The sequence below is a fragment of the Paraburkholderia sediminicola genome, from assembly GCF_046030555.1.
Classification (GTDB): domain Bacteria; phylum Pseudomonadota; class Gammaproteobacteria; order Burkholderiales; family Burkholderiaceae; genus Paraburkholderia; species Paraburkholderia sediminicola_E.
Map to the genome: position 1 here is coordinate 222,447 of NZ_JAQQCH010000011.1, position 10,532 is coordinate 232,978.

13 protein-coding genes are annotated in these 10,532 nt (G+C 61.2%); 7 read left to right on the forward strand and 6 right to left on the reverse strand.

The features are described from left to right. The first annotated feature begins 124 nt into the window (after positions 1-124). A complete protein-coding gene (locus tag PQQ52_RS17995) occupies positions 125-643 on the forward strand; it encodes a YhbY family RNA-binding protein (protein ID WP_408213894.1) in 519 nt (172 codons plus the stop codon). A 113-nt stretch (positions 644-756) separates the two neighbouring features. Then, entirely contained in the window at positions 757-1,212 is a 456-nt protein-coding gene (locus PQQ52_RS18000; protein ID WP_408213897.1) for a DUF1269 domain-containing protein, read from the forward strand. Between the two features lie 47 nt (positions 1,213-1,259). Here PQQ52_RS18000 and PQQ52_RS18005 read toward each other — a convergent pair whose 3' ends face one another. The 3 genes from PQQ52_RS18005 to PQQ52_RS18015 all read right to left on the reverse strand — a co-directional run bounded on the left by PQQ52_RS18005 (position 1,260) and on the right by PQQ52_RS18015 (position 2,941). Beyond that, on the reverse strand, positions 1,260-1,967 hold the full coding sequence (locus PQQ52_RS18005; RefSeq protein WP_408213900.1) for a glutathione binding-like protein: 708 nt from the start codon (positions 1,965-1,967) through the stop codon (positions 1,260-1,262). Between the two features lie 259 nt (positions 1,968-2,226). After that, complete coding sequence (locus tag PQQ52_RS18010) at positions 2,227-2,448, reverse strand: hypothetical protein (RefSeq protein WP_408213902.1); 222 nt, start codon at positions 2,446-2,448, stop codon at positions 2,227-2,229. A 301-nt stretch (positions 2,449-2,749) separates the two neighbouring features. Continuing rightward, a complete protein-coding gene (locus PQQ52_RS18015; RefSeq protein ID WP_325046169.1) occupies positions 2,750-2,941 on the reverse strand; it encodes a CsbD family protein in 192 nt (63 codons plus the stop codon). Between the two features lie 184 nt (positions 2,942-3,125). On the opposite strand from PQQ52_RS18015, the gene PQQ52_RS18020 reads away from it, so the two are divergent. The 5 genes from PQQ52_RS18020 (at position 3,126) to PQQ52_RS18040 (ending at position 7,764) form a co-directional block, all read left to right on the forward strand. Further along, the gene (locus PQQ52_RS18020) at positions 3,126-3,452 is read left to right on the forward strand and encodes a hypothetical protein (protein ID WP_408213904.1); all 327 of its coding nucleotides are present in this window, start codon (positions 3,126-3,128) and stop codon (positions 3,450-3,452) included. A gap of 271 nt (positions 3,453-3,723) precedes the next feature. Next, positions 3,724-5,007 (forward strand): DNA (cytosine-5-)-methyltransferase, encoded by a 1,284-nt coding sequence (dcm, locus tag PQQ52_RS18025; protein WP_408213907.1) that lies wholly within the window; start codon positions 3,724-3,726, stop codon positions 5,005-5,007. A gap of 30 nt (positions 5,008-5,037) precedes the next feature. After that, on the forward strand, positions 5,038-5,484 hold the full coding sequence (locus PQQ52_RS18030) for a very short patch repair endonuclease (protein ID WP_408213909.1): 447 nt from the start codon (positions 5,038-5,040) through the stop codon (positions 5,482-5,484). A gap of 174 nt (positions 5,485-5,658) precedes the next feature. After that, positions 5,659-6,162 carry a YbhB/YbcL family Raf kinase inhibitor-like protein gene (locus tag PQQ52_RS18035; RefSeq protein ID WP_408213912.1) on the forward strand — a complete coding sequence of 168 codons (504 nt, stop codon included), beginning with the start codon at positions 5,659-5,661 and terminating at the stop codon, positions 6,160-6,162. 147 nt (positions 6,163-6,309) lie between these two features. Beyond that, a complete protein-coding gene (locus PQQ52_RS18040; RefSeq protein ID WP_408213915.1) occupies positions 6,310-7,764 on the forward strand; it encodes an MFS transporter in 1,455 nt (484 codons plus the stop codon). 303 nt (positions 7,765-8,067) lie between these two features. On the opposite strand, the gene otsA is transcribed toward PQQ52_RS18040, so the two are convergent. The 3 genes from otsA to PQQ52_RS18055 all read right to left on the reverse strand — a co-directional run bounded on the left by otsA (position 8,068) and on the right by PQQ52_RS18055 (position 10,319). Then, entirely contained in the window at positions 8,068-9,495 is a 1,428-nt protein-coding gene (otsA, locus tag PQQ52_RS18045; protein ID WP_408213918.1) for an alpha,alpha-trehalose-phosphate synthase (UDP-forming), read from the reverse strand. Positions 9,496-9,705: 210 nt separating this feature from the next. Further along, complete coding sequence (locus PQQ52_RS18050) at positions 9,706-9,918, reverse strand: hypothetical protein (protein ID WP_408213920.1); 213 nt, start codon at positions 9,916-9,918, stop codon at positions 9,706-9,708. Positions 9,919-10,070: 152 nt separating this feature from the next. Beyond that, a complete protein-coding gene (locus PQQ52_RS18055; protein ID WP_408213922.1) occupies positions 10,071-10,319 on the reverse strand; it encodes a hypothetical protein in 249 nt (82 codons plus the stop codon). Between the last annotated feature and the right edge of the window lie 213 nt (positions 10,320-10,532).

Here is a 10,532-nt window from a genome sequence, read left to right on the forward strand (position 1 = left end):
GTGCTTATCAATTTGACCGATAGTTACTATCGCCTTATACGCTATTGATGTGAGCGGCCAGTCACGCCGAGAATGTAAAGCAGTGAGTTTTCCGCTGTGCGGCCACATTCGTTTCATCGTCCCGATGCCCGCTCTTTCTCTGTCTCCCGCCGAGCGCTCCGCGCTGCGCTCCCAAGCTCAGGAGTTGAAGCCTGTCGTGCTAATTGGCGCCGAAGGGCTGACTGACGCAGTGCTCGCTGAGATCAACGTACACCTCGCCGCACACAATCTGATCAAGATCCGCGTGTCAGGGGACGAACGCGACGCGCGCGACGCAATCTATGGCGAGATCTGCGACTGTCTCGGTGCCGCGCCGATCCAGCATATCGGCAAGCTGCTCGTGATCTGGAAACCCGCAGCGGCCGAATCACATGCCTTCCGCAGCATGCCAGGCGTCGCCGGAGACATCGGTATAGCGAAGAAAGGTACTGCGCCGCGCATCGTCAAGGTCGTCAAGCGCTCGCCCAATGCGCCGGCGGTACGTCGCTCGAAGCGGCGGAAGGTCGTGGTCCGCGGCAACGAGCGCGTGACCGCGGGCGGCAATGTCAAACGTGCGAAGAAACGCCAGACGAGCGCTAAGCGCCAGAATCAGGGCCACAAATAATTCGGAAGGGCATGAGCCGCGAAGCACGGGCGGCTGGACAATCAGCGACCCCAGCGAGCTTCATCTGAAAGGTTGTCTGTGACGCAGGATTTTTTCGTGAGAGGTACTTTACGATGGCTCAACAATTGATCGTCGCGGTTTTTAGCAACGTGGCTGATGCGGAAAAAGCTGGCCTGGATTTCCGGAATCTCGAGGGAAAAGATGCGAGCTTCAAGATCGAGAGCGGCGTGATGGTTGAAAAGGACCTGACTGGAAAAGTAACCCTGCTTGGCACAAAGACGCAGCCATTTTGGGGCGTTGTAATCGGTGCCATCACGGGCGGCCTGATCGGTATGCTCGGTGGGCCATCCGGCGCGATACTCGGCTTCACGATAGGGGCAAGTACAGGGCTAGCTGGCGTTGCACTCATCGATATACTCGATCGTGAATTCGTCGACTCCGTAAGCGGTGACTTTGCGCCGGGGGGTGTTGCAATCATTCTCGAGGCTTGCGAAGCAACGCCCGGTGCGGTCGACCAGGTCGTTGCAGCGCATCATGGAACTGTCTACCGCAAATCACTTTGTGCATAAAAATGGGGAGGCCTCGATCGCTGGCCTCTGACCATTGCATCCGTCAATCACACAGGCCGCTTCGGAATCTCCAATCCTCTCGCCACCGCCGGACGCGCGACGAACGCAGCCAGCACCCGCTTCACATTCGGAAAGTCGTCGATCCCGACCAGATCGCCTGCTTCGTAGAAGCCGATCAGATTACGCACCCACGGAAAGCTCGCGATATCCGCGATCGAGTACGTATCGCCCAGGATCCAGTCGCGCCCTTCGAGTTGCTGCTCCAGCACCCCGAGCAGCCGCTTCGCCTCGGCGACATAACGATCGCGCGGGCGTTTGTCTTCGTATTCCTTGCCGGCGAACTTGTGGAAGAAACCCACCTGGCCGAACATCGGACCAATGCCGCCCATCTGGAACATCACCCACTGGATCGCTTCATAACGGCCGGCGGCATCTTGCGGAATAAATTTACCGGCCTTGTCCGCCAGGTAAATCAGAATCGCACCGGATTCGAACAACCGCAGCGGTTTACCGTCAGGGCCATTCGGATCGATGATCGCCGGAATCTTGTTGTTCGGATTCAGCGACAGAAACTCCGGCGACATCTGATCGTTCGTATCGAAGCGCACGAGGTGCGGCTCATAGGGCAACCCGGTCTCTTCGAGCATGATCGACACTTTCACGCCATTGGGCGTCGGGAGCGAATACAGCTGAATCCGGTCCGGATGCTCGGCAGGCCATTTCTTCGTGATCGGGAAGGCGGACAGATCGGTCATGGTGATGGTGTAACCCTTGTGCGAAAGCTGCGGCTAGAAATGGGAATCGGAAATCATCGATCGGCCAGCAAACCGAAAAGAGGATCCGACCACGCGACCGCCAAATATAAACCGACTCAGCACAACGCGTGCGAGCTCGCCTCAATGCGAGCCGCCCCAAGCACCCCACCGCGATCGTGTTCACATGACGCTCGTCCCGCCCGCATAACCACCAAAACGTCGAAGCGCTCGAGCGGACAAACGCATCAAACACCAAGGCTCACCACAAATCCTTCGTCGCCGTACCGGCGCGCAGGTTATAACCTTCGCGCCACAAAGCCGCGCCGACCGTCAGCAGCAGCGTTTTCTGCTCACCGTCGAGCAATTCCCACGCCGCCGCCAGCCAGCTGGCGAAACTTGCGCAGGTGGTTTCGAGATCGACGGGCGCTTTGCCCTCCAGGTACTGCCGTTCGAACATCGAAAGCACTTTTTCGGGTGTCATGGGCGCCTCTTCGCTGTTGGATGCGCCAAGTCTAAAGGCGGCACATGGCGCGCGGAACGTCTCCGATGCCGACCCCGGGTTACTCCCAGGCGGAATCGGCATATCAGTTGGAAGCCGCCAGTCGAGTCCCGGCACATCAAGCCCAATATCTGAATCCCGATACCCAAAGGCTTGCACCTGATAACCGGCGACTAACCGGCGACCGACACCCGGCGAGAACGAAAACACTGCAACCGAAGCCCGGTAAAAACGAAAAAGGCGCCGAAGCGCCTTTTCCTCGCAAGCAGCACCGCGAACCAGATTACGGTGCGTTGCGCTTTGCATTGTCCTTGGCGTCTTCCTTAGCGTCGCCATAGGCCTTTTGCACCTTGCCGGCGCCTTGCTGAAGGTCGCCTTTAAGCTCCTTGCCCGGGTTGTTGGTGACTTTACCGGCGACTTCGTTGACCTTGCCCTTGATCTGCTCGCCCACGCCCTTTACCTGGTCCTTGTTCATATTCGGCTCCGATATCTGGAATGCCAGCGCGACATTACGCCAGTATCCCTATTCAGCAACGGGTGTGCCTGCGCCGGCCGCCAACCCCCGCCCCCTTTTGTCCCACATACAAGATTGCGAAAAATATTTCAAAAAAGCTCTAAAGTCCCGCCGCGGCCTGCCGTAAAGCTGCCAAGGAGGGGCTATGGACCGCACACTCATTACAATGCCGGGGTCATCCCAGGCGGCGCTGGCCGATCAGGACATCGCGCATATCAGGCGCGTGATGCGGCCGTCTTTACACGGCGACCTCGGCGGACCGATTCTGCCCGCCGCCTACTGGCGCAAGCGTCTGTGCCAACTGCTCGACACCGGTAATTTGTCCCACGCGCAACTGTGCGCGGTGGATAGCCTCCTGCTGCAACTCGACCAGTTCGAGGCCCAACCGCAGCCCCTATGGAATCCGTTGGCCGTGGCGGCCGTTGCCCCATTCCAGCCGTTCGCCCCCACGGCGGGCGGCCATCCTATCTGAGCTGCGGCAAGCCTTGATGGCCGGCCGTTCGCGCCGGCCAGTCCGACCCTTTCCCGCTTAAAAAAAGGCCGCGAACCCAGTCGCGGCCTGAACACGTCGCAACGCGGGGAATTCGCGTCACGTCACAAGCCTACACGTCCAACGGTGACAGCCGCATTTAGACGGAGCGGTCTTTAAGTGACCGGAAATTTTCTGCTCGCGGACGGTGAAAATAGGAAAAAGGGACGACCTTAGGTCATAATGTCCGCAAAAATTCCCAGCAAGGACATCCGTGACCCTCGCCGCACCGCTCGACCTGCTTAAACAGGCGCGCGCCCGCTTCACTCAACGCGAAATCGCCGCGCACGTCGGCAAGGACATCAAGACGGTACGTCGCTGGGAAAAAGGCGAAACACCGTGCCCGTCCATGCTCGAACCGGCTTTGCGCGATCTGCTGTGTAGCAGCGGCCGGGCAAAGACTGGCGCGAACACGGGCGACGCCCAGTTCCGCTTCGTCGATCTGTTTGCCGGCATCGGCGGCATTCGCATGGGTTTCGAGGCGCACGGCGGCGACTGCGTCTTCACGAGCGAGTGGAACGATTTCTCCACCAAGACCTATCGCGAGAACTACCCTGCCGGCGGCGAACACGCGCTGATCGGCGACATCGTCTCGTTTCCCGCCGAAGAGGTGCCGAGCCACGACGTGCTGCTCGGCGGCTTTCCGTGCCAGCCGTTCTCGATTGCCGGCGTCAGCAAGAAAAACGCGCTGGGCCGCCCGCACGGTTTCGAGTGCACGACACAGGGCACGCTGTTTTTCGACGTCGCGCGGATCATCGCGGCAAAGCGCCCCGCCGCGTTCCTGCTGGAGAACGTGAAGAATCTGCTCTCGCACGATAAAGGCCGCACCTTCGACGTGATCCTGCAGACCTTACGGGACGAACTCGGCTACGAAGTGCACTACCGCGTGGTCGACGGCCAGCATTTCACGCCGCAGCACCGGGAACGCATCATCATCGTCGGCTTTCGCGGCAAGACGGCGTTCTCCTGGGACGATCTGCGTCTGCCGGAAAGCGGCCCGCGCCTCGGCTCGATCCTGCATCGCACGGATGGCAGCGAATCGGTGCTGCCGTGGGACCAGGATCGTTTCTTCGACCACGTCGGCAAACGCGTGCAACCGAAGTACACGCTCACACCCAATCTCTGGACCTATCTGCAAAACTACGCGGCGAAGCATCGGGCGGCGGGTAATGGCTTCGGCTTCGGCATGGCGTATCCCGACAGCGTGACGCGCACACTCTCCGCGCGTTATCACAAAGACGGCTCGGAGATCCTGGTTTATCAGGGCGAGCATCTGCGTCCGCGGCGCCTCACACCGCGTGAATGCGCACGGCTGATGGGATTTCCCGATACTTTCAGGATTCCAGTCAGCGACACGCAGGCTTACCGGCAATTCGGCAATAGCGTCGTCATGCCGGTGATGCGGGAAGTGGCGCGCATCATGCTGCCGCATGTGCAAACCCTGCTTGCCAAGGAGACGCACAATGGTTCCAGGCAAGCCCTTTCGCTCTATTCCTGAGTGGCCTGAACGGCCACCTGGACGCTAACGATGGTCGATATCGTCGACAGCGCGACGCGTAGCCGGATGATGTCCGGCATTCGCGGCCGCAATACGAAACCGGAAATCCTGATCCGCAGCCTGCTGCACGGCCAGGGCTTTCGCTTCCGTTTAGACGCACGCGATCTGCCGGGCCGGCCTGACATCGTGCTGCCGCGCTACCGCGCGGTTGTCCTGGTGCACGGCTGCTTCTGGCACGGTCACGACTGTCATCTCTTCAAATGGCCGCAAACGCGGCCCGAGTTCTGGCGCGACAAGATCGGCCGCAATCGCAGCAACGACGACAAGGTTCAGGCGGCGTTGCTCGCGAGCGGCTGGCGCGTCGGGGTGGTGTGGGAATGCGCTTTGCGTGGTGCGAATCGCGATATCGAAGGCGTGTTGCAGCGACTCGTCGCGTGGTTGAAGAGCGACGCGCCGAGCTTCGACGAACGTGGCTGAAAGCTGCTTGTAGCCTGCCCGGTTCGAACGAATCCGCGAGCCGCTGGTGATACACTCGATTGGCTAGCTTGGGGCATCTTTTTGTGGGCTGAACCTGCAGACATCGGGCAGCAAGCCGGCAGCAAAGAAACACGCCCCGACCATCCCAGAACTACTCACGAAGGGAGGCACACCATGGCTGATTTCCGTCTCTGGTCCGACGATTTCCCCACCAATGGCTTTATGCCGAAAGCCCACGAATACCACGACAAGGCCTTCGGCGTGGACGGCGAAAACATCTCACCCGCGCTGCAGTGGGATACGCCGCCGGCCGACACCCAAAGCTTCGCACTCACCGTTCACGATCCGGACGCGCCCACCGGCAGCGGCTTCTGGCACTGGGTCGTCGTCAACATTCCGGCCGATGCCCGCTCACTGCCGCGCAACGCCGGCAAGGCCGATGGCTCGCTGCTGCCGCAAGGCGCGCTGCAGTTGCGCAACGATTACGGCACGGTCGGCTTCGGTGGCGCCGCGCCGCCGCGAGGCGACAAGACGCACCGCTACATCTTCCGCCTGCACGCGCTGAAGGTGCCGCATCTGCCGATCAACGCGGACACCACCAATGCGGTCGCGCGCTTCATGACGCATCTGAACGAACTCGACTCGACCACTCACACCGGTCTGTACGAACTCAAATAACGTGTGAGACGCGATGCCGGTGCGCTGTCGCGGCGCCGGCATCGTCGCTGCAATGCCGTCCTGTTTTTCCAGGGCGGCACGCAGCGCGCGTGATTCATCGCCGGGTCGCAGCGTCGATGAACCGCCCCACTCCAAATCAAAAGAACGATGCACGCACAACCATCGCGCAAGGACGATTCGATGCCGTCCGACGCCGCCTCAGCGCCCTCACTCGCCTCCGGCACACCGTTCTCGGACAGCACCGAACAAGGCTTGCCGATTCCGCAACGTTACTGGGCAATGCTGGTTATCGCACTTGCCCTCACGCTGGCGGTGCTCGACAGCGCGATCGCCAACGTGGCGCTGCCGACCATCGCGCGAAATCTTCATGCGAGTGCCGCCGGCTCGATCTGGGTTGTCAACGCCTACCAGCTGGCCGTCACCATTTCGCTGCTGCCGCTTGCGTCGCTCGGGGATCGCATCGGCTACCGGCGCATCTATCTGGCCGGACTGATCCTGTTCACGGTAGCGTCGTTCGGTTGCGCGTTATCCACCTCGCTGCCGACGCTAGCGCTTGCTCGCGTCTTTCAGGGCTTCGGCGCAGCGGGCGTCATGAGTGTGAACACCGCGCTCGTACGCATGATCTATCCGCCCGCGCAACTCGGGCGCGGCGTCGCAATCAACGCGATGGTCGTTGCAGTGTCGTCCGCGGTCGGGCCAACTGTCGCCTCCGGCGTGCTCGCCGTTGCCCCGTGGCCGTGGCTGTTCGCGATCAATGTGCCGATCGGGATCGCGGCGATTGTCGGCGCCTTCAAGGCGCTGCCGATGAATCCCGGCCACGAATCTCCATACGACTATCTGAGCGCGGTAATGAACGCGTTCGTGTTCGGCCTGCTGATTTTCGCCGTCGACGGCCTCGGTCACGGCGAGCACGTCGGCTGGGTTGTCGCAGAGGCACTCGGCGCGGTTGTGATCGGTTACTTCTTCGTGCGCCGTCAGTTGACCCAAGCCGCTCCGTTGCTGCCAATCGATTTGCTGAGGATTCCGGTGTTCGCCCTGTCGATCGGCACCTCGGTCTGTTCGTTCTGCGCGCAGATGCTGGCCTTCGTGTCGTTGCCGTTTCTGTTGCAGAACACGCTCGGTTTCTCGCAGGTAGACACCGGTTTGCTGATGACGCCGTGGCCGGCCGTGATCATCATCGCCGCACCGATTGCCGGCGTATTGTCGGACAAGGTGTCGTCTGGCTGGCTCGGCGGCGTCGGACTCGTTGCGATGACGGGGGGCCTGCTGCTGCTCGCCACCCTCGGCGCGCATCCTGAGCCCATGCAGATCGCGTGGCGCATGGCCCTGTGCGGCGCGGGCTTCGGGATCTTCCAGTCGCCCAACAACCGGACCATGTTGTCCGCCGCGCCGCGTGAGCGCAGCGGCGGCGCGAGCGGCATGCTCGGCACCGCTCGCCTCACCGGACAGACGCTCGGCGCCGCGCTGGTCGCGCTGATCTTCGGCATCGCGCCACAGAATGGGCCAACTATCGTGCTGTATGTGGCGGCGTGTTTTTCAGCGGTCGCCGCAGTGGTCAGCACGCTGCGAGTCATGCAGCGCGTGAGCGTGCAAACCGCGTGAGCCGCGTTGCGGACTTCAGCTCAGCGCGTGCTGATCTGAGTGTGGTGCTGCAGTCTTGAGGTCTTTGCCCGCAGAGAGCGTTATCGGCTGAATGCAACGTTGTCTGAGTATGTTGCCGCCAGAATACGGTGCGGGCCTGAACGCATTGCCGGTCTGACTACATCATCCGCTTGAACCGGATACAACAAGGGCGCGAATCGCATACCGCGATCCGCGCCCTTTTATGCTTCAAGCTTTACCCCAACGATTCGACGTGACCAGCGCACGCGGTTCCAGACGAAACCCGCGTGGCCGCTTATACGACTACGACGATGCCGTCACGTCAGCGAGCTTTACCGCTTTGGCCGTCACCGAAGAGGCGGTCGCGACGTTACGCAGATCGCCTAGGAACGTATCGCGCCAGACCGACAGATTGTTCTCGCGCATGGGTGCCATCATGTCCGCATGACGCGCCTGACGCTCGGCGAGCGGCATCGAAAGTGCGCGCTCCAGCGCCTCGGCCATCTGCGACAGATCGAACGGATTGACGACCAGCGCCCCCGGTAGCTGCTCGGCCGCACCGGCAAATTGCGACAACACGAGAACACCCGGATCGGCCGGATCCTGTGATGCAACGTACTCCTTCGCGACCAGGTTCATCCCGTCGCGCAGCGGCGTCACATAGCCGACTTGCGACTGACGGAACAGCGCCATCAGCAGATTGCGTTCGTACTTGCGGTTCAGGTACTGGATCGGCGTCCAGTCGAGTTGCGCGAAACGGCCGTTGATGCGGCCGGCTTCCCCCTCCAGGGTCTGACGAATGCGCTGATACGTCTGCACATCCGCGCGTGTCGGCGGCGCGATCTGCACCAGCGATACGCGTCCATGCCACCCCGGCGCATTCAGCAGTAGTCGTTCGAACGCCTGAAAGCGCTCCACTAGACCCTTCGAATAGTCGAGCCGGTCGACGCTCATGATCAGCTTGCGCCCGCGCATGCCGTCACGCAGGCTGCGCACCGGCTTGCGGTCGGTGAACTGCTCGGCGGCCTTGGCGATTGCGTCCGGATAGATGCCGATCGGGTACGCGCCCACTTTCAGGAAGCGGTTGTAGGCGTGCATCATGCCGTCTTCGCTCGAGGTGCCGTGCTGGCCGCGCTCGATAAAGTCGACGAACGACTGGCGGTCAGCGTCGGTCTGGAAACCGACCACGTCGTAGCTGCACATCGCCTTGACCAGCTCATCGTGCGGCGGGATCGTACGGAGTACTTCCGGAACCGGAAACGGAATATGCAGGAAAAAGCCGATTGGATTCTTCACCCCGAGTTCACGAAGGCAGCGCGCGAACGGCAGCAGGTGATAGTCGTGCACCCAGATGATGTCATCGGGTTTGAGCAGCTCCTTGAGCTGCCTGGCGAGCGTCGCGTTGACGCGCTGATAGCCCGCGTATTCCTGCCGGTCGTAGCGCGACAGGTCGTTGCGATAGTGGAACGTCGGCCACAGTGTCGCGTTCGAAAAACCGCGATAGTACTGGTCGTAGTCGCGCTTGGTGAGGCCCACCGTCGCGTACGTCACATTGCCCTGCTTTTCGATTACCGGGGCGGACGGCTCGCTCACCGTTTCACCGCTCCAGCCGAACCAGACTCCACCGGTTTCCTTCAACGCGTCCAGCACGCCGATCGCCAGGCCACCTGCTGCGGGGCGGCCTTCCTGGGTTGGCGCCACACGATTCGATACCACGATCAGTCTGCTCATTGGTGCTCCACCTAGTCAGTTGTTTCGTTGCATGCGGATATGTGCCGAATAGGTGCACGCAAGTCGCGTGCCGTTTTTTGAGATGCTAGAAATAAAAATGTATGCAAATGTGACGGACGAGCAGAAACGCGCGATCCCGAAACACCGCGAGGAAATTTTTTCCGCTTTGTATGACGAAATCGGAACCGGCTTATCCGCCTGCAGACGGATTTAAGCGTCCTGCTCCGAGCCGAGATCGCGCTGGTACTCCAGCCCTTCCGGACGCACGCCGCCCTGGTTGTGCTCGCCGTCTGGCGGCGCATTGGGCGCGACGCGGTTCTGCGCTGCCGGATCCGGCGACTCCACCGGCTCGACGCTGCTGCCGGCCGGCCGGGAGTCGCGCTTCGTATGGCGCGCGGAACGTCGCAGTGCTGGATGTCTCATGATCGATGCCTCCAGGGGAAGCCGCCGCCATCGACAGCGGCACCCCTACAGTCTAGGGGTCACGACGGTAAATTGCCGGTAAAAGATGCGCCAGTTTTGTAACAAGTACATAAATTCGCTGCTCTGAACTGTGGTCTAACGCACAGAACGAGTCAGAGTTGCATTGATGACATTTGCGACGGCGGGCGCGGACTGGCTTGTGGCGTTTGGGTGGGCTGCGGCGGTGGGTCGCCGATTGGCGGAGCAACGGGTTCGATGGGGTCCGGAGTCGGACTGGGACTCGGAATCGTGTCGGGTTCGGCAGGATTCGGCGGCGGCGATGGCGGCTCGATCGGCTCAGGACGATGAGCGTGCTTCGGAAGGGGGAGCGCGGGAGCGGTGGCGGTGACGTGTTCCGGCATGTTGGTTGTCCTTGGTTTTGCATTCCAATGGGATAACGCAAGGCCTATGCCGGGGTGAGGTTTTGGGCCTATGGCTTTTCTTGATCTGGTTTCTTTGGCGTTTTCTTGATTTGTTGGCCTTTGCGGTGATTGTTTGTCTGGTTGCCTGCGGCGTTGGTCTTTTGCCTGAGTTTTTTGTCTGCGCGACGCTTGTTTGTCTGTGTGCCTGCGGTG

Bases quoted from the DNA above. Each gene is read 5' to 3' on its own strand.
- PQQ52_RS18020 (WP_408213904.1), top strand. From the start codon at position 3,126: ATGGACCGCACACTCATTACAATGCCGGGGTCATCCCAGGCGGCGCTG.
- PQQ52_RS18055 (WP_408213922.1), bottom strand. From the start codon at position 10,319: ATGCCGGAACACGTCACCGCCACCGCTCCCGCGCTCCCCCTTCCGAAG.
- PQQ52_RS18030 (WP_408213909.1), top strand. From the start codon at position 5,038: ATGGTCGATATCGTCGACAGCGCGACGCGTAGCCGGATGATGTCCGGC.
- PQQ52_RS18015 (WP_325046169.1), bottom strand. From the start codon at position 2,941: ATGAACAAGGACCAGGTAAAGGGCGTGGGCGAGCAGATCAAGGGCAAG.
- PQQ52_RS17995 (WP_408213894.1), top strand. From the start codon at position 125: ATGCCCGCTCTTTCTCTGTCTCCCGCCGAGCGCTCCGCGCTGCGCTCC.
- PQQ52_RS18050 (WP_408213920.1), bottom strand. From the start codon at position 9,918: ATGAGACATCCAGCACTGCGACGTTCCGCGCGCCATACGAAGCGCGAC.
- otsA (WP_408213918.1), bottom strand. From the start codon at position 9,495: ATGAGCAGACTGATCGTGGTATCGAATCGTGTGGCGCCAACCCAGGAA.
- PQQ52_RS18035 (WP_408213912.1), top strand. From the start codon at position 5,659: ATGGCTGATTTCCGTCTCTGGTCCGACGATTTCCCCACCAATGGCTTT.
- PQQ52_RS18010 (WP_408213902.1), bottom strand. From the start codon at position 2,448: ATGACACCCGAAAAAGTGCTTTCGATGTTCGAACGGCAGTACCTGGAG.
- PQQ52_RS18000 (WP_408213897.1), top strand. From the start codon at position 757: ATGGCTCAACAATTGATCGTCGCGGTTTTTAGCAACGTGGCTGATGCG.
- PQQ52_RS18040 (WP_408213915.1), top strand. From the start codon at position 6,310: ATGCACGCACAACCATCGCGCAAGGACGATTCGATGCCGTCCGACGCC.
- PQQ52_RS18005 (WP_408213900.1), bottom strand. From the start codon at position 1,967: ATGACCGATCTGTCCGCCTTCCCGATCACGAAGAAATGGCCTGCCGAG.